The sequence below is a fragment of the Salmonella enterica subsp. arizonae genome (genome assembly GCF_008692845.1).
Lineage (GTDB): Bacteria > Pseudomonadota > Gammaproteobacteria > Enterobacterales > Enterobacteriaceae > Salmonella > Salmonella arizonae.
The window spans coordinates 63,094-80,813 of the sequence record NZ_VXJW01000006.1; the positions used below are offsets into that span (position 1 = coordinate 63,094).

The following is a 17,720-nucleotide window of genomic DNA, read 5'->3' on the forward strand; positions in this document are numbered from 1 at the left end:
GATTTGTGCGCTGTATCACGATTGAGATTTTCTAAGGTATCTCATTTTTAATAAAATTAAGTAATAATTTTAAATTTATAATAAATGATTTTTTATGATAAATATCAATACATTGTTTTCCATTTTTGCAGTTTTATTTATAAAATATTTTCCATTTTTGAATTAGATAAATTATGTGAAAGGCGGCCTGGGCGTGCCGCCGGTTCGTCATTACATTATGGCTGCTGTGCGGTAAGTTGTGTGATGAAGCGCTGACGCGAGCGTTCCACATACTGTTGCAACCCATTGGGATCAAAAAATGCCTGTGTATCGCCGTTGCGAAGCTGCTGTCGTTTTTCCAGTAGACCAAAGCGGTCGCCTTTGTTGGCAATAAAGATATCAACATATTGGGCGGCCAGTGTCTTAAAGCTATGCTGAATATCAGTAACCAGGTCAGGATAGTTTTTGTTGTTAATCAGCAGGTAGTCGGGTGTGGCGAGACTATCGGCGTAAATTAGCGTCTTGCCGTTGCGGAGCGTTACGCGCCAGGAGGTTGCGCCGGGCAGATGCCCAGGCGTGAACAGCGCTGCCACGGTTATCCCCCCGAGGCTGATGCTTTCCCGGTCGTGGATAATTTTATCAGTGGTGACGGGCGGAAAGGGGAGCGCATCGCCAAGCGCAAAGTCCTGCCGTCCCCCCCTCGCCATCTGCTCGGCGTTAGGTTGGCTGGCGACCAATTGTGCGCCGCTCCACGCTTTCAAGCGTGCCATTCCCCCCGCCTGATCCAGCCGCGCATGGCTGTTCAGCAGATAGCGCACGTCGGTGAGGCGGAATCCTGCCGTTTCAATATTCGCTTTAATTTGCGGCGCGCTTTCATCTAACCCCGCATCAATAAGAATATGCCCTGCCGGGGTAGTCAGCAGAATAGAAGAGAGATTTTCTGTGCCGACATACCACACGCCTTCCGTGATTTGAAACGGCTCAATAGGTTTAGCCCACGCTTTAAACAATGACAACGGAGGCGCGGGTGATAACGGTTGTGAACGATCTAATGCTGCCATTGCAGGAAGTGCTGATGTTGAAAATATACATACAAAGAATAATGCATAGCGATTCATAATGTTCTCCTGATTGAAGCGCCCGCAGTATACCTGGCAGTAATTTAGCCAGGTTCAATAAGAGAGACGTTTAATGAACTTGCTGCAAATGGATATGAACCTGTTAAAAGTATTGTATGTGTTGCTGGAGACAGGCTCGACGGGGAAAACGGCGCAAAAGCTGGCTTTATCGCCTTCTGCGGTAAGTCATGCGCTCATGAGATTGCGCGATGCGCTACACGATCCGTTGTTTCGACGGGAAGGGAACCGCCAGATTCCTACGCCTTATGCACAGGCGCTGCGCGACAAATTGACGCCAGTGTTTGTTTCGCTTAATGAGGAGCTGTTTGGCGATAAAGAGAACGGCTCCCGTTGTTTCCGGGTGGTGATTCCTCCCGCATTGAACGCGCTGCTTACGCCCGTTCTCGCGGAGAAAGGCCATCTTCATCAGGCGGTAATAGAGTGCCTTCCTTTTGCCCGCCGCCCCTGGCGAGATGAACTGTTGGACAGCTCGGTTGATTTGGTGCTGGCAATTGGCGACCATCAAAAGCAGGTCAGCGCCCTGCATTACGAACGGGTGGGTACTACGCGTCTGATCGCGGTTTATGGGATGCCATTGCGTTCACGCCTGGAGAATGCCGCAGCGTTGAATTTTGATGAGCTACAGCATTATCAGTACATTTACTGTTTGCCGTGGTCAAAAGAGAACAACGAACTGGACAGGCAGCAGACTCGCGCCGGGTTTGAACGCCCGCTGGCGTTTGTTTGTCATGACTACAGCCAGCTTGCGCCTGCTGTCCAGTCAGCGCCGCTGATGGCTATTGTACCGCGCCCCTGGTATGAAAATTTATCCGATAAGCGCGGTCTTTTTGTCCTGCCGCTTGCCGGAGAGCAGGCGGAAGGCGCTATTTTTATGCAGTATCGGGCTTCGACGGTAGAGTGGAAGCGACGCCTTATTGAGGCCATTCGCCGGAAATTAAAAACATACTACCAATAAACGCGAAAGCCCGCGTAATGCGGGCTCTGTGGCATGTTGAACGCCAGAATTACTCGATATTCTGAATTTGCTCGCGCATTTGCTCGATCAACACTTTTAATTCAATAGCGGAGTTAGTTACATCAGCGTTGATGGATTTGGAGGCCAGGGTGTTCGACTCACGGTTAAATTCTTGCATCATGAAGTCCAGACGGCGACCTACCGCCTCTTTTTTCTTCAAAATGTTGTAAGTCTCTTTGACGTGCGCTTCCAGACGATCCAGCTCTTCCGCCACATCAATGCGCTGCGCCATCATCACCAGCTCTTGCTCCAGACGGTTGTTTTCCAACTGAACCTGAGCATCTTCCAGCTTCGCGACCAGGCGTTCACGCTGCCATTGCAAGATTTCCGGCATATGCGCGCGGACTTTCGCTACTTCGGCGCTGACGCCTTCCAGCCGTTGTTCAATCAGCGCTTTCAGCGCCTGGCCTTCCGTTTCGCGCGCGACGATAAAGTCATCCAGCGTACCGTCCAGCGTGGCTAAAATTTCTGCGGCAATCGCGTCCAGATCCTGCTCTTGCGCCGCCATGACACCTGGCCAGCGCAAAATATCAACCGGATTGATTTCCCCTTCGTCGCTCTGCATTTTGACCCAGTTTGCGGCGCTAACAAGCTGTTTCGCCAGCTTTTCATTCAGAATAAGCTCGCCTTGCGCGCTGGCATCGGGTTCAAAACGCAGCATACATTCGACTTTGCCGCGCGTCAGGCGTGTACGAATGCGTTCGCGCACGACGGGTTCAAGACTACGGAACTGTTCCGGCAGACGAAAGTAAGTTTCCAGATAACGCTGGTTTACCGAGCGCATTTCCCAGGTCGCGCTACCCCATTCACCCTTGATTTCACGCCGGGCGTAGGCGGTCATGCTGCGGATCATAGATATTCCCGTTTTTAAAGGAGAGATGAGGGGATTATAGCTATCCAGGCATTGTCATGATAGGAATAACCATCGGAAGTCCGTATAATGCGCAGCCATATTCGTTTTAAGCCGGAGATCTCAATATGCGTCCAGCAGGCCGTAGCGCTAATCAGGTGCGTCCAGTAACCCTGACCCGTAACTATACAAAACACGCTGAAGGCTCGGTACTGGTCGAATTTGGAGATACCAAAGTGTTGTGTACCGCCTCTATTGAAGAGGGCGTTCCACGCTTTCTGAAAGGGCAAGGCCAGGGGTGGATCACTGCTGAGTATGGCATGCTACCTCGCGCTACCCATACCCGTAACGCGCGTGAAGCGGCTAAGGGTAAGCAAGGCGGCCGTACTATGGAAATTCAGCGTTTGATCGCGCGTGCGCTGCGTGCGGCAGTCGATTTGAAAACGCTTGGCGAATTTACCATTACGCTGGACTGCGATGTTATCCAGGCCGATGGCGGTACGCGTACAGCGTCTATTACCGGTGCCTGCGTGGCGTTGGCGGATGCGCTGAATAAGCTGGTTGCAAACGGTAAGCTGAAAACCAATCCGATGAAAGGCTTGGTGGCGGCGGTTTCCGTAGGTATCGTTAACGGCGAAGCGATATGCGATCTGGAATATGTCGAAGACTCCGCCGCAGAAACCGATATGAACGTCGTGATGACTGAAGACGGCCGCATTATTGAAGTGCAGGGCACCGCAGAAGGCGAGCCGTTTAGCCATGAAGAACTTCTCACGTTGTTGGCGTTAGCCAGAGGGGGAATTGAATCCATTGTGGCGACGCAGAAGGCGGCGTTAGAAAATTGATTTTAAGGCGACTGAGAGGTCGCCTTTTTTTTGTCCGTGAATTTCGTAAATGATGATAGTAAGAAGAGGAGCGAATCGATGAAACCGTATCAGCGCCAGTTTATTGAGTTTGCGCTTGACAAGCAGGTACTAAAGTTTGGCGAGTTTACGCTGAAATCCGGGCGCAAAAGCCCCTATTTCTTCAACGCCGGGCTGTTTAATACCGGGCGCGACCTGGCGTTGTTAGGTCGTTTTTATGCCGAAGCGCTGGTGGATTCCGGTATTGAATTCGATTTGCTGTTTGGTCCCGCATACAAAGGTATTCCGATCGCGACGACGACAGCGGTTGCGCTGGCGGAACATCACGATAAAGACCTGCCGTACTGCTTTAACCGCAAGGAGGCAAAAGATCATGGCGAAGGCGGAAATCTGGTGGGCAGTGCGCTACGGGGCCGCGTGATGCTGGTGGATGACGTGATTACCGCAGGTACGGCGATTCGCGAGTCTATGGAGATTATTCAGGCGCACGGGGCCACGCTGGCAGGCGTGCTGATCTCGCTGGATCGTCAGGAACGCGGCCGCAGTGAGATTTCAGCGATTCACGAAGTGGAACGCGACTATGGATGTAACGTGATTTCCATTATTACGCTGAAAGATCTCATTACTTATCTGGAAGAGAAACCTGAGATGGCGGAGCACCTGGCGGCTGTACGGGCATACTGGGAAGAGTTTGGGGTGTAAGTGAATTGCCCGGTGGCGAGACGCGTACCTGCCCTACGTTTCTGTAGGCCGGATAAGGCGAAGCCGTTATCCGGCAAGAAGGGTTACTGCAACTGGGCGGCAATCAACGGCCAGCGGGCATCGAAATCGTCCGTTGGACGGTATTTAAATTCGCTACGCACAAACCGCGAGAGCATACCTTCACAGAAGGCCAATAGCTGGCTTGCCAGCAGATTTTCATCCGTCGCGTAGCCTTCGCCTTCACGCATTCTTTTTTCTCTTAGCACTTGGCGGAGCTGCGCTTCGATGCGTTCAAAAAGCTGGTTAATGCGCCCTTGCAGGCGATCCTGTTCAAACATCAGCGCGTGCCCGGTAAGAATGCGCGTCAGGCCAGGGTTGCGTTCGCCAAAACCCAGAATCAGCAACACAATCAGCCGCAAACGCGCGCTGGTGTCTTTTTCATCTTTTAAAATCAGATTGATACGGGTAATCAGACTATCTTCGATAAACTCAATCAGGCTATCGAACATGCGGGTCTTGCTGGGAAAATGGCGGTATAGCGCCGCTTCGGAAACGCCGACCGAGGCCGCCAGTTTTGCTGTCGTAATGCGTTGACTTCCATCGCTGGATTCAAGCATCAGCGCCAGTGACTGAAGTATTTCTTCGCGACGATTCCTTTTCGCAGTTTGTTTTTCTGCCATGTTACAAAATACCCCTGAAAATAAGCACTTGCCAGGCGAGCACCCACGCTATAACCGCAAACTCACCGTTTGCGGCTGTATTATGACGTTATTGGGATGCGTAAAATTTACTTACGGCCAGAATGACCGAAGCCGCCCTCGCCACGTTCGGTGGCGTCAAATGCTTCCACCAGATTAAATTCGGCCTGAACGACCGGAACAAACACCATTTGCGCGATACGTTCGCCCGGTTCAATGGTAAAACTGTCCTGACCGCGGTTCCAGATTGAAACCATCAGTTGCCCCTGATAATCAGAATCAATCAGCCCGACCAGGTTGCCCAGCACGATACCATGTTTATGGCCCAGGCCCGAACGCGGTAACATAACTGCCGCCAGCGAGGGATCGGCGATATGAATGGCCAGTCCGGTAGGCACCAACGTCGTTGCACCAGGCGCCAGTTCTACGGCGCCGTCGAGACAGGCGCGCAGGTCAAGTCCGGCAGAACCAGAAGTAGCATAAGTCGGCAGCGGAAACTGCTGACCAACACGCGGGTCCAGAATCTTAACGTCGATTTTTTTCATCATAACGGGTTACGATCTCGTCGAGTAATAATTGGCCAAGGAGTTCTTTGCGCTCAAGCGGTAAGACTTTATCTCCATCCTGCCAGAAAAGGTGTAAAGCGTTGTTGTCGCTGTTAAATCCTTGATTTGAAAGTGAAACATCGTTTGCACAAATCAGGTCAAGGTTCTTACGGATACGTTTTTGCCGGGCGTATTCTTCCACATTATTCGTTTCTGCGGCAAACCCAACAACGTAGGGTCGATGCTGACTGAGCGCGGCCACCCCGGCGATAATATCCGGGTTTTTGACCATTTTTATTATTAATTCATCACCTTGCGCCGCCTGTTTTTTGATTTTTTTACTGGCGATAGTTTCTGCGCGATAGTCGGCCACGGCGGCGCAGCTAATGAAAATATGCTGCTGCTGAACGGCGGACTGAACAGCCGCTTCCATTTCCAGCGCAGTCATGACATCAATACGTTGTACAAAAGGCGGCGTCGGTAACGAAACGGGACCGGAGACCAGCGTGACATTCGCGCCGCGACGCGCTGCGGCCGCCGCAATAGCGAAGCCCATTTTACCGGAGCTGTGGTTGGAAATATAACGCACCGGGTCAAGCGGTTCGCGCGTTGGACCTGCCGTAATCATGATATTAAGATGTTGTAGATCGTTGACAGCAGAGAAATGCGCGGCGGCTTTATCCACGATAACGACTGGGTCCAGCATTCGGCCCGGGCCTACATCGCCGCACGCCTGACTGCCGGTATCCGGCCCCCAAATGAACAGGCCGCGAGAGGTAAGCACCTCCAGATTATGTTGTGTGGCGGCAGCGCGGTACATTTGTTGGTTCATGGCCGGAAGAACGGCCACCGGGGCTGGCGTCGCCAGGCAGATAGTGGAGACTAAATCATTAGCCATACCAGATGCTACACGGGCGATCAGATCGGCGGTCGCAGGGGCAAGAATAACCAGGTCGGCCCATTTCCCCAACTCGATATGCCCCATCGCGGCTTCGGCGGCAGGGTCAAGCAAACTGTCGGATACGGGATAACCCGACACAGCCTGTAAGCTCAGAGGGGTAATAAAGGCTTTTGCCGCTTCGGTCATTGCCACGCGCACGTCAGCGCCACGCTCACGTAAACGGCGCACCAGCTCCGGCGTTTTATACGCAGCGATACCGCCGCTAACGGCGAGAACAATTTTTTTACCGACCAGGCTCATCATGATCTTTCCTGTTGGGTGACTTCGAAAGGCGGCTATTTTATCACAATCTCTACGGCGTCGTGTCTCTGCCTGCGATTCGCTTTGCGAGGCGCTACGCAAGAACAAAATCGGGGCATCGATCTCTCCCAAAGGCTGTGCCACTATGCTGCTTCCTTAAAAAGGAGGTACGCGGATGGATACGTTGGACGAATTATTACCGCGTGAAAAAATGCTCAGATCCGGCATTGCTTCCCTCAGCGACGTGGAGCTGCTGGCGCTTTTTTTACGTACCGGCACGCCGGGAAAAGATGTCATAACACTGGCAAAAGAGATGTTACAGCGCTTCGGGTCGCTCTATGGCCTGCTGTCGGCGGACTTTGCGCAGTTTCGCGGCATAAATGGCATCGGCCTGGCGAAATTCGCGCAGTTGAAAGGCATTGCTGAGTTGGCAAGGCGCTATTACAGCGTGCGCATGAATGAGGAAGATGCGTTGCTCAGCCCGGAAATGACGCTGGAATTTCTGCAAAGCCAACTGACGGGCGAGGAGCGTGAGATCTTTTTGGTGATCTTTCTCGATGCCCAGCACCGCGTGCTCCAGCACAGCCGCCTGTTTTCCGGAACGCTTAGCCACGTCGAGGTGCATCCGCGTGAGATTGTCCGGGAAGCGATTAAACTCAATGCCTCGGCGGTCATTCTGGCGCATAATCATCCTTCCGGCTGCGCGGAGCCGAGTAAAGCGGATAAACATATCACCGATCGCGTGATAAAGTGCTGCCAGTTTATGGATATCCGGGTGCTCGATCACCTGATAATTGGGCGTGGAGAGTACGTTTCTTTTGCTGAGCGCGGCTGGATTTAAGGTACTTTGGGCGATCCATCGGGATCTTTGTCTGTTCGGGACTTGAGCATATCGCCGGGTCAGCGTATACTACGCCACCTTTGAGAATCTCGGGTTTGGCATTTGGGCCTGGCAATCGGGGGTTCACTTAGAACCGCCGTGACCAGGCTTTACAGCCTGACGAGGCGCCAATACCCCATACGAAGCTCGAGCTAATTTGATTTTTGGAGAATAGACATGTCCCGAGTCTGCCAAGTTACTGGCAAGCGTCCGGTGACCGGTAACAACCGTTCCCACGCACTGAACGCGACTAAACGCCGTTTCCTGCCTAACCTGCACTCTCACCGTTTCTGGGTTGAGAGCGAGAAGCGTTTTGTCACCCTGCGTGTATCTGCTAAGGGTATGCGTATCATCGATAAAAAAGGCATTGAAACAGTTCTGTCTGAACTGCGTGCCCGTGGCGAAAAGTACTAAGAGGAAATAAATCATGGCTAAAGGTATTCGTGAGAAGATCAAGCTGGTTTCTTCTGCTGGTACTGGTCACTTCTATACCACTACGAAGAACAAACGTACTAAACCGGAAAAACTGGAGCTGAAAAAGTTCGATCCAGTTGTCCGTCAGCACGTTATCTACAAAGAAGCGAAAATCAAATAATTCTCGCTTTGATGTAACAAAAACCTCGCTTCGGCGGGGTTTTTTGTTTTCTGGCCGTCCCCATATTAATGAGACCTGCCACACAGCCGGAGACGCTATGCCTGAATTACCAGAAGTTGAAACCAGCCGCCGGGGTATTGAACCCCATTTAGTTGGCGCCACCATCCTGCACGCCCATATCCGCAACGGTCGTCTGCGCTGGCCGGTTTCAGACGAAATTTATCGCCTGAGCGATACGCCCATCCTTAGCGTTCAGCGTCGTGCCAAATATCTGCTGCTGGAGCTACCTGACGGCTGGATAATCATTCACTTGGGGATGTCGGGAAGCTTGCGGATACTGTCGGAAGCGCAGCCGGCGGAAAAGCACGACCATGTTGATTTGGTGATGAGCAATGGCAAAATTCTACGCTATACCGATCCTCGCCGCTTTGGCGCCTGGCTATGGACCAAAGAGCTGGAAGGGCATAATGTGCTGGCGCACCTGGGACCGGAGCCGCTAAGCGATGAGTTTAATGGCGAGTATTTGCAGCAGAAATGCGCGAAGAGGAAAACGGCGATTAAACCCTGGCTGATGGATAACAAGCTGGTGGTCGGCGTGGGGAATATCTACGCTAGTGAGTCGCTGTTTGCCGCTGGTATCCACCCTGATCGTCTGGCGTCGTCACTCTCGAAAGAGGAGTGCGACCTGCTGGCGCGGGTGATTAAAGCTGTTTTGCTGCGTTCTATCGAACAAGGTGGGACAACTCTGAAAGATTTTCTGCAAAGTGATGGAAAACCGGGCTATTTTGCGCAGGAGTTGCAGGTGTATGGGCGCAAAGGCGAGCCGTGTCGGGTATGCGGTACGCCGGTAGTCGCAACCAAACACGCACAGCGTGCGACGTTCTATTGCCGTCACTGTCAGAAGTAAAACGCCAGGCCCAGCAAGGATACTTATTTCAACTTATTCATCAGCGCCTGATGCACATTGTCCGGTAGAAAGTGGGTCACATCGCCCTGATGTCGCGCCACTTCTTTGACCAGCGACGAAGAAATAAAAGACCACTCTTTGGACGGCATCAGGAAAACGCTTTCCAGTTGCGGCATCAGATGGCGATTCATATGCGCCAACTGCATTTCGTATTCAAAATCCGCGACTGCGCGCAGACCGCGAATCAGGATATTCGCTTGTCTATCGCGGGCGAAATTGGCCATCAGATCGCTAAAGCCTGCCACCTCTACGTTACTCAGGTGCGCGGTCGCTTTTTGCGCCAGCGCCACACGTTCGTCCAGGGTAAACATGGGGTTCTTACCGGGGCTGGCGGCGATGGCTAGAATGACATGGTCGAACATCTGCGTTGCGCGCGTCACAATATCAAGATGACCGTTGGTAATCGGATCAAATGTGCCCGGATAAATCGCCCGCTTTTGCATGACAGCCCTCAATGCGTTTTCGGTGGCAGATAAGGTTCCAACAGTTGCAGCAGACGCTGGAGCGCGCCCTGATTTTGATACAGCACTTCAACTGCGTGACGTCCGTAGAAATTACGATAATCAGCGTCGGTCAGTAAAGAAGAAACTTCTTTTGCCAGCGTAGCCGCATCGGTAATAGTGATAAGTCCGCTCGCCTGCTCCAGACGGGCGCAAATATCTTTAAAGTTAAAAGTGTATGGGCCCATCAGTACCGGAATCGCATGAGCGGCGGCTTCCAGCGGGTTATGACCGCCGCGTTCAACCAGCGACCCGCCGACAAAGGCGAGATCGGCAATCCCATAAAGCAGCATTAATTCGCCCATAGTATCGCCTACCACGACCTGGGTACTGGCGGACGGTACTTCGCCCGAAGAGCGAGTGGTGTAGCTTAACCCTGCCTGGCGCACAAGATTGATAGCATCCGGGAAACGCTCCGGATGGCGAGGCACCAGAATCAGTAATAAATTCGGGAATTGATGTAATAATGCCTGGTGAGCGGCGATAATGATGCTCTCTTCGCCATCGTGGGTGCTGGTAGCGATCCAGACCGGGCGGTGCGGCGCCCACTGTCGACGTAGCGTAACAGCTTTAGCCGCCAGTTGTGGCGTAACTGAAATATCAAATTTCAGACTACCGGTAACAGTGACCTGGTTGTTCTTCGCGCCCAACGCCACAAAGCGTTCGCCATCTTCTTCGTTTTGCGCGGCAATCAGAGTGATACGGCGCAGGAGCGTACGGACAAACTTGCCAAGCTTCGTGTAACCCGCGGCGGAGCGGGCGGAAAGCCGCGCATTAGCAATAACCAGCGGGATATGACGTTTGTGTAGCGCAGCAATCAGATTCGGCCAGAGCTCCGTCTCCATGATCAATACCAGCTTAGGGTCAATCTTATTGAGGAAACGATTGAGCGCATCGGGCAAATCATAAGGCAAGTAAACGTGCTGCACATCGCTGCCAAAGGCGGACTGGACGCGTTCCGAACCGGTCGGCGTCATGGTCGTTACGGTAATAGGCAGATCGGGATAGCGATGACGCAGAGCGCGGACCAAGGGGATGGCCGCCAGAGTTTCTCCCACCGAGACGGAATGTAGCATGATTCCGCCCGGTTTCAACGGACGGCGGTAGAATCCGTAGCGTTCACCCCAGCGTTTACGATAGGCCGGCGCTTTACGTCCACGCACCCAAAGCCGTATCCAGATCAGAGGCTGAATAAGGTAGAGAAGAGCGGTGTAAAGCAATTCGAGCATAGTAAATAGCTGACTTATGGATGTGCTGGGGATTCTATGTATTTAGCCTGGGCTTTACCATTACTTTTCCCGTTTTTGCGCCAAATTGACTCAAAAGCGGGGATTCAAAAGCAGATCCTCATTATTTTTGCATTTTTACGCAATCTATTGCAATTTGCCGTTTTTGCCGCCCCAGGGAATTGGAATGACCATTCAAAATTGGGGAGTAAGTTAATATCTCTTTGAATTTATAATTAAAAAAAAGATTGTGTATAAAATTTATTCATATCGGATTGCTGCGAAAGAAGTGTTACACTAGCACATCTAAAATGAGTGCGGTATTAGCCTTCAGGTTGCTGTGAAGCCTGGGGCGGTAGCGTGCTTTTTTCTGCTTATTTATCCGGACAATTTCAACCAAAGAGTCGCTTGTGGAAAAGCCGTTTCGAAGAATTCTGATTATAAAAATGCGTTTTCATGGAGATATGTTACTTACCACTCCAGTCATCAGTACGCTGAAGCAGAATTATCCCGATGCAAAAATCGATGTGCTTCTTTACCAGAACACCATACCGATATTATCGGAAAACCCGGAGATTAATGCGCTCTACGGCATCAGTAACAAAGGCGCGGGAACAAAAGAGCAGATTAAAAACGCGCTATCGCTGATCAAAAAATTGCGTGCTAACCAGTATGATCTGGTCGTCAATCTCACCGATCAATGGAGTGTGGCGCTTATTGTACGTTTTTTAGACGCAAAAATAAAAATCTCGCAGGATTTCGGTAATCGCCAGTCTGCTTTATGGAAAAAGAGCTTTACGCATTTAGTACCTTATGCGGGAGATCATGCTGTTGAGCGTACGTTATCTGCGCTAAAGCCGTTAGCGCTAAAGCGGTATGTGACGGAAACCACCATGAGCTATCGTCCGGAACATTGGGAAAACATGCGACAACAGCTCAAACAACTTGGCGTGACCCGACAATATGTCGTTATTCAGCCTACGGCACGGCAACTATTTAAGTGCTGGGATAACGATAAATTCTCCCGGGTTATTGATGCAGTACAGCGTCGTGGCTACCAGGTTGTACTGACGTCAGGCCCGGCCACAGACGAGATAGCCTGCGTGGATGATATTGCACGCGGCTGTGAAACCATACCTGTTACAGGGTTGGCAGGTAAAACTCGCTTTCCGGAACTGGGCGCGTTGATTGACCATGCGGATCTGTTTATCGGCGTTGATTCGGCCCCAGGCCATATCGCCGCCGCAGTCAAAACTCCGGTCATTTGCCTTTTCGGCGCGACGGATCATGTGTTCTGGCGTCCCTGGACCGACGACATGATTCAGTTTTGGGCGGGGAATTATGAGCCGATGCCTGAACGGCATGAGCTTGATCGGAATAAAAAATACCTTTCCGTTATTCCGGCTGAGGATGTGATCGCTGCGACGGAAAAAATGCTGCCGCATGAGGCACGCCCAATAGATTTGGACAGCCTGGTATGAGAGTTGCTTTTTGCTTATATAAATATTTCCCTTTTGGCGGTCTGCAGCGTGATTTTATGCGCATTGCCCAAACCGTGGCGGCGCGTGGACATCAGGTTCGTGTTTATGCTCAGACCTGGGAAGGAGAGTGCCCGGATAACTTTGAATTAATCCGCGTGCCTGTTAAATCCCGGACAAATCACGGTCGTAACGCAGAATATTACGCCTGGGTGCAACATCATTTACGCGATCACCCTGTCGATCGGGTTGTTGGGTTCAATAAAATGCCGGGCCTTGATGTGTATTATGCCGCAGATGTGTGTTATGCCGAAAAAGTCGCACAGGAAAAAGGCTTTTTCTATCGTCTGACATCACGCTACCGGCATTATGCTGCTTTTGAACGCGCCACGTTTGAACACGGCAAGCGGACGCAACTATTGATGCTGACAAATAAGCAGCTTGCTGATTTCCAAAAACATTATCAGACTGAAGCGGAACGTTTCTATATTCTTCCTCCGGGGATTTACCCGGACAGAAAATATAGCCAACAGATCCCGAACAGCCGTCAAATCTATCGTCAGAAAAACGGGATCTCAGAACAGCAAAAATTACTGTTGCAAGTAGGGTCTGACTTCACCCGTAAAGGTGTGGATCGCTCTATTGAAGCGCTGGCATCGCTACCCGAATCTTTACGGCAAAATACGGTGCTCTATGTTGTCGGGCAGGATAAGCCGAAGAAGTTTGCAGCACTGGCTGAAAGAAGCGGCGTCGGCACGAATGTGCATTTTTTCTCCGGACGTAATGATATCGCGGAATTAATGGCGGCAGCCGATCTTTTACTGCATCCAGCCTATCAGGAGGCTGCTGGTATTGTTTTGCTGGAAGCCATTACTGCTGGTTTGCCTGTATTAACCTCCGCGGTGTGCGGTTATGCGCACTATGTTATGGATGCAAACTGTGGCGAAGCGATTGCTGAACCTTTCCGTCAGGAAGCGCTAAATGAGATTTTACTCAAAGCGTTGACACAGCCTTCCTTACGTAGCGCTTGGGCAGAAAATGCGCGGCATTATGCTGATACCCAAGATTTATACAGCTTGCCGGAGAAGGCCGCGGATATTATTACAGGTGATTTAGATGGTTGAGCTGAAAGCGCCGTTAACCACTCTATGGCGCGGCAAAGATGCTTTTGAGGAAGTGAAAACGTTACAGGGCGAAGTGTTCAGAGAGCTGGAGACGCGCCGAACGTTGCGATTTGAGCTGGACGGCAAAAGCTATTTCCTGAAGTGGCATAAAGGCACTTCTCTGAAAGAAATTGTGAAGAACCTGATTTCGTTACGTATGCCTGTTCTTGGCGCTGACAGAGAGTGGCACGCCATTCACCGTCTATGTGAGTTGGGTGTAGATACAATGCACGGCGTTGGTTTTGGTGAAAAAGGCGTAAACCCGCTAACCAGGACATCATTTATTATCACCGAAGATTTAACGCCCACTGTTAGCCTTGAAGACTACTGTGCTGACTGGGTTGTTAATCCACCGGACGTGCAGGTGAAGAGAATGATCATTAAGCGTGTTGCGACCATGGTGCGTAAAATGCACACTGGAGGAATTAACCATCGCGACTGTTATATTTGCCACTTTCTGCTACATTTGCCTTTTACTGGCCGCGAAGAGGATTTAAAGATCTCCGTAATCGATCTGCATCGCGCGCAGATACGCCAGCGAGTTCCCCTTCGCTGGCGTAATAAAGATTTAATTGGGCTTTATTTCTCTTCAATGAATATTGGCCTGACTCAGCGAGATATATTCCGGTTTATGCGTGAGTATTTCTCTCTCCCCCTGCGAGAGATTTTGCAAAAAGAATCGGGGTTGATTCATCAGGCGGATGTTAAAGCCGCTCGAATTAAAGAAAGAACAATAAGAAAAAATCTGTAATATAAATTCTGTATTTATAAATAGCATAGAGGCTGTATGTTCCTTTTCATATGCATGACTAACTTACAATTGCTCATTGCGCGGTCAATTATAGAAAAAGAGCAGTTGAAGAGTGTTGATATTTTATTTATTGGCGATGTGCATAACGTAAAAAATCAGTACTATTTAAAAAAAATCCAACCGTTATGTCGGCACTCAAGCATAGTCTCTCAGGTTTCAAAATTTGCGGCATTTAAAACGATTCATAGAACACGGTATGCTAAAAAAATCATGGAATCATATGCCAAGGAATATCATACCGTTTTCTTTGCGAATTTTCATGTCCCGCTTATACACCATATTTTATCGTGTATCTCTTTTTCTGAAATAAATACTTTTGATGATGGTACAAATAATATCAATCAGAAAAGCATAATGTATGAAAATAAGAATATAAGCGCCACATCGAAGTTAATACGAAAGCTGATGGGGCGTAAATATCATAAAGATGAAATATTAAAGTTAGACGCAAAACATTATACTCTATTTCCTAATAGAACCAACATAATTGAAAAGACCGAAGGAATTATATTGGTACACCATAACGGTCTTCCTGATACGAATAATGGTTTTAAAAAAGTATTATTGGGAACTGTATATACTGATGCGTTAAAAAATAAAGAAGATGAGTGTGTTTTTCTTCAGCATCTTCAGCGGTTTATTAAAAAAGAAGCGGTTGATATATATATTCCTCACCCTCGATATGACTCTCATCAGTTTAATGGTGTATTGAATGTTAACTCTGAAATGATAGCCGAGGACATTATTTTAGAATATCTGGAGCAAGGGATGTCATTAGAGATATATGGATTTAATAGCACAGTTCAATATAACCTAAATAATATCTCAACTATCAAAAACTATAAAATAACCAGCCCTTTTCTAAAAGATAGCTTTAATCATGGACTGGGGTTCGATTTTAATCAGGTCTCAGTATAAATATAGTGTTGATTGGGTTTGTTCTTACAGTATTTTAAAAGTGAAGGAGGCCGAATAACATGAGTGTCAGCAAATGGTGACTTCATTGAAAATAGCATTTATTGGCGAAGCGGTATCTGGCTTCGGAGGGATGGAAACCGTTATTAGCAACGTTATCCATACGTTTGAAAATAGCTCTCCGAAAATCAACTGTGAAACGTTTTTCTTTTGTCGTAATGACAAAATGGATAAAGCATGGCTAAAAGAGATTAAATATGCGCAATCACTCTCAAATATAAAATTAAGTTTTCTTCGTCGAGCTAAGCATGTTTATAATTTTAGTCAGTGGCTGAAAGAAACGTCACCGGATATTGTGATATGTATTGATGTCATCTCATGTCTTTATGCCAATAAAGCACGAAAGAAAAGTGGTAAACAGTTTATTATTTTCTCGTGGCCGCATTTTTCGCTCGACCATAAAAAACATGCAGAATGTATAACGTACGCGGATTATCATCTGGCCATCAGTAGTGGTATTAAAGAACAGATGATGGCACGGGGTATCTCAGCGCAAGATATTAGCGTCGTTTATAATCCTGTCTCTATTAAAACAATCATTGTGCCACCGCCTGAACGAGATAAACCCGCTGTATTTCTCTATGTAGGGCGTCTTAAATTTGAAGGACAGAAAAGAGTTAAAGATTTATTTGATGGTTTAGCTCGTACGACAGGGGAATGGCAGCTACATATTATTGGTGATGGCTCAGATTATGAAAGATGTCAGGCTTATAGCCGGGAGCTTGGTATTGAGCAGCGTGTTATCTGGTATGGTTGGCAAAGCGCGCCATGGGTCGTTGTACAACAAAAAGTAAAAAATGTCACCGCGCTGCTACTTACCTCTGCATTTGAGGGATTTCCTATGACCCTGCTGGAAGCAATGTCATATGGAATTCCGTGTATTAGTTCTGATTGTATGTCTGGTCCACGCGATATGATTAAACCAGGTATAAATGGTGAACTTTACGCTCCGGGCGCTATAGATGATTTTGTAGGACATCTGAATCAAGTTATTTCCGGTGAAGTACAATATCAGCATGCTATCATTCCGGGTACGATTGAGAGGTTTTACGATATGTTATATTTTAAAAATTTTAAAAATGCGCTATTCTCGAAATTACAAAAGTGATCACTATGAGCAGAAAATATTTTGAAGAAGAAGTCATTCAACAGACTTTAGATTATAACTATACACAACATAGTGATGCTAATAAACTCAATATAGCTTATGGGATTGATAAAAACTTTCTTTTTGGCTGTGGTGTCTCTATTGCATCTATACTCCTTGCTAATCCAGCGAAGGCGTTAGCTTTCCATGTTTTTACCGATTCCTTTGGCCCTGAAGATCGGCAGCGATTTGAAGCATTAGCAAAACAGTACGCTACGCAGATCATTATCTATTTAATAGATTGTGAGCGATTAAAATCGCTACCCAGTACAAAAAACTGGACCTATGCAACATACTTTAGATTCATTATTGCCGACTATTTTTCAGATAAAACAGATAAAGTGCTTTATCTGGATGCAGATATCGCATGTAAAGGAAGTATTCAGAAACTTATTGATCTTAATTTCGCTGAAAATGAGATTGCAGCAGTCGTGGCTGAAGGCGAGTTGGAATGGTGGACTAAGCGCTCGGTTAGTCTGGCAACGCCAGGCTTGGTTTCTGGCTATTTTAATGCCGGCTTTATATTAATTAATATACCTCTTTGGACGGCAGAAAATATTTCTAAGAAAGCGATTGAAATGCTAAAAGATCCGGAGGTAGTACAACGCATAACGCACCTTGATCAGGATGTATTAAATATATTACTAGTTAATAAAGCTCGTTTTGTCGATAAAAATTTTAATACGCAATTTAGTCTTAACTATGAATTAAAAGATTCAGTTATTAATCCAGTTAATGCTGATACTGTATTTGTTCATTATATAGGGCCAACGAAACCCTGGCATAGCTGGGGAGCCTATCCTGTGTCACAATATTTTTTACAGGCTAAGCTTAATTCTCCATGGTCTGATTATGCACTTTTAAATCCAGTCACTAGCCATCAATTACGCTATGCGGCGAAGCATATGTTTAATCAGAAGCGTTATACTTCTGGTATAGCTTATTATATAGCTTACTTTAAACGTAAACTTCTTGAATAAAAACTA

General features: G+C 48.4%; 21 protein-coding genes. 14 read left to right on the forward strand and 7 right to left on the reverse strand.

Annotated elements, in window-relative coordinates; genetic code table 11:
- Window positions 1-215: 215 nt before the first annotated feature.
- Window positions 216-1,097 (reverse strand): HARLDQ motif MBL-fold protein, encoded by an 882-nt coding sequence (locus tag F4V61_RS12740; protein WP_058819826.1) that lies wholly within the window; start codon window positions 1,095-1,097, stop codon window positions 216-218.
- A 73-nt stretch (window positions 1,098-1,170) separates the two neighbouring features.
- Here F4V61_RS12740 and F4V61_RS12745 point away from each other — a divergent pair, with 73 nt between their 5' ends.
- Entirely contained in the window at window positions 1,171-2,073 is a 903-nt protein-coding gene (locus tag F4V61_RS12745) for a LysR family transcriptional regulator (RefSeq protein ID WP_001050853.1), read from the forward strand.
- Window positions 2,074-2,122: 49 nt separating this feature from the next.
- Here F4V61_RS12745 and F4V61_RS12750 read toward each other — a convergent pair whose 3' ends face one another.
- The gene (locus F4V61_RS12750) at window positions 2,123-2,986 is read right to left on the reverse strand and encodes a YicC/YloC family endoribonuclease (protein ID WP_000621354.1); all 864 of its coding nucleotides are present in this window, start codon (window positions 2,984-2,986) and stop codon (window positions 2,123-2,125) included.
- Between the two features lie 125 nt (window positions 2,987-3,111).
- Between F4V61_RS12750 and rph the strand changes: the two genes are divergently transcribed.
- On the forward strand, window positions 3,112-3,828 hold the full coding sequence (gene rph / locus F4V61_RS12755) for a ribonuclease PH (RefSeq protein WP_038397385.1): 717 nt from the start codon (window positions 3,112-3,114) through the stop codon (window positions 3,826-3,828).
- A 78-nt stretch (window positions 3,829-3,906) separates the two neighbouring features.
- Complete coding sequence (pyrE, locus tag F4V61_RS12760; protein WP_000806153.1) at window positions 3,907-4,548, forward strand: orotate phosphoribosyltransferase; 642 nt, start codon at window positions 3,907-3,909, stop codon at window positions 4,546-4,548.
- Window positions 4,549-4,631: 83 nt separating this feature from the next.
- Here the strand turns inward: pyrE and slmA are convergent, their stop codons facing one another.
- From slmA to coaBC, 3 genes are all read right to left on the reverse strand, one after another.
- Window positions 4,632-5,228 carry a nucleoid occlusion factor SlmA gene (gene slmA / locus F4V61_RS12765; RefSeq protein ID WP_000818592.1) on the reverse strand — a complete coding sequence of 199 codons (597 nt, stop codon included), beginning with the start codon at window positions 5,226-5,228 and terminating at the stop codon, window positions 4,632-4,634.
- Between the two features lie 107 nt (window positions 5,229-5,335).
- Entirely contained in the window at window positions 5,336-5,794 is a 459-nt protein-coding gene (dut, locus tag F4V61_RS12770) for a dUTP diphosphatase (protein WP_000976080.1), read from the reverse strand.
- Window positions 5,772-6,992 carry a bifunctional phosphopantothenoylcysteine decarboxylase/phosphopantothenate--cysteine ligase CoaBC gene (coaBC, locus tag F4V61_RS12775; RefSeq protein WP_164967348.1) on the reverse strand — a complete coding sequence of 407 codons (1,221 nt, stop codon included), beginning with the start codon at window positions 6,990-6,992 and terminating at the stop codon, window positions 5,772-5,774. Before coaBC ends, dut begins: the two co-directional genes overlap by 23 nt.
- A 175-nt stretch (window positions 6,993-7,167) precedes the next feature.
- Here coaBC and radC point away from each other — a divergent pair, with 175 nt between their 5' ends.
- The 4 genes from radC (at window position 7,168) to mutM (ending at window position 9,374) form a co-directional block, all read left to right on the forward strand.
- Window positions 7,168-7,833 carry a RadC family protein gene (radC, locus tag F4V61_RS12780; RefSeq protein ID WP_000380122.1) on the forward strand — a complete coding sequence of 222 codons (666 nt, stop codon included), beginning with the start codon at window positions 7,168-7,170 and terminating at the stop codon, window positions 7,831-7,833.
- Between the two features lie 216 nt (window positions 7,834-8,049).
- The gene (gene rpmB / locus F4V61_RS12785; RefSeq protein WP_001519051.1) at window positions 8,050-8,286 is read left to right on the forward strand and encodes a 50S ribosomal protein L28; all 237 of its coding nucleotides are present in this window, start codon (window positions 8,050-8,052) and stop codon (window positions 8,284-8,286) included.
- Window positions 8,287-8,299: 13 nt separating this feature from the next.
- Window positions 8,300-8,467 (forward strand): 50S ribosomal protein L33, encoded by a 168-nt coding sequence (rpmG, locus tag F4V61_RS12790; protein ID WP_001051798.1) that lies wholly within the window; start codon window positions 8,300-8,302, stop codon window positions 8,465-8,467.
- Between the two features lie 97 nt (window positions 8,468-8,564).
- A complete protein-coding gene (mutM, locus tag F4V61_RS12795; protein WP_058344885.1) occupies window positions 8,565-9,374 on the forward strand; it encodes a bifunctional DNA-formamidopyrimidine glycosylase/DNA-(apurinic or apyrimidinic site) lyase in 810 nt (269 codons plus the stop codon).
- A 23-nt stretch (window positions 9,375-9,397) separates the two neighbouring features.
- Here mutM and coaD read toward each other — a convergent pair whose 3' ends face one another.
- Complete coding sequence (gene coaD / locus F4V61_RS12800) at window positions 9,398-9,877, reverse strand: pantetheine-phosphate adenylyltransferase (protein ID WP_001171889.1); 480 nt, start codon at window positions 9,875-9,877, stop codon at window positions 9,398-9,400.
- Between the two features lie 8 nt (window positions 9,878-9,885).
- The gene (gene waaA, locus F4V61_RS12805; protein ID WP_000891590.1) at window positions 9,886-11,163 is read right to left on the reverse strand and encodes a lipid IV(A) 3-deoxy-D-manno-octulosonic acid transferase; all 1,278 of its coding nucleotides are present in this window, start codon (window positions 11,161-11,163) and stop codon (window positions 9,886-9,888) included.
- 36 nt (window positions 11,164-11,199) lie between these two features.
- Here waaA and F4V61_RS12810 point away from each other — a divergent pair, with 36 nt between their 5' ends.
- The 7 genes from F4V61_RS12810 (at window position 11,200) to waaO (ending at window position 17,714) form a co-directional block, all read left to right on the forward strand.
- Window positions 11,200-11,388, forward strand: coding sequence for a hypothetical protein (locus F4V61_RS12810; protein ID WP_058344887.1), 189 nt, complete (start codon window positions 11,200-11,202; stop codon window positions 11,386-11,388).
- A 182-nt stretch (window positions 11,389-11,570) separates the two neighbouring features.
- Complete coding sequence (gene rfaQ, locus F4V61_RS12815) at window positions 11,571-12,641, forward strand: lipopolysaccharide core heptosyltransferase RfaQ (RefSeq protein ID WP_071820944.1); 1,071 nt, start codon at window positions 11,571-11,573, stop codon at window positions 12,639-12,641.
- Window positions 12,638-13,762 (forward strand): glycosyltransferase family 4 protein, encoded by a 1,125-nt coding sequence (locus tag F4V61_RS12820; RefSeq protein ID WP_001261574.1) that lies wholly within the window; start codon window positions 12,638-12,640, stop codon window positions 13,760-13,762. The genes rfaQ and F4V61_RS12820 overlap by 4 nt, the downstream gene beginning before the upstream one ends.
- Window positions 13,755-14,552 carry a lipopolysaccharide core heptose(I) kinase RfaP gene (gene rfaP / locus F4V61_RS12825; RefSeq protein WP_000229820.1) on the forward strand — a complete coding sequence of 266 codons (798 nt, stop codon included), beginning with the start codon at window positions 13,755-13,757 and terminating at the stop codon, window positions 14,550-14,552. Before F4V61_RS12820 ends, rfaP begins: the two co-directional genes overlap by 8 nt.
- A gap of 36 nt (window positions 14,553-14,588) precedes the next feature.
- Complete coding sequence (locus tag F4V61_RS12830) at window positions 14,589-15,530, forward strand: glycosyltransferase family 52 (RefSeq protein WP_109462752.1); 942 nt, start codon at window positions 14,589-14,591, stop codon at window positions 15,528-15,530.
- Between the two features lie 85 nt (window positions 15,531-15,615).
- Window positions 15,616-16,695 carry a lipopolysaccharide 1,6-galactosyltransferase gene (gene waaB, locus F4V61_RS12835; RefSeq protein WP_058344971.1) on the forward strand — a complete coding sequence of 360 codons (1,080 nt, stop codon included), beginning with the start codon at window positions 15,616-15,618 and terminating at the stop codon, window positions 16,693-16,695.
- Window positions 16,696-16,700: 5 nt separating this feature from the next.
- Window positions 16,701-17,714 carry a lipopolysaccharide 3-alpha-galactosyltransferase gene (gene waaO, locus F4V61_RS12840; RefSeq protein WP_058344890.1) on the forward strand — a complete coding sequence of 338 codons (1,014 nt, stop codon included), beginning with the start codon at window positions 16,701-16,703 and terminating at the stop codon, window positions 17,712-17,714.
- Window positions 17,715-17,720 lie beyond the last annotated feature (6 nt).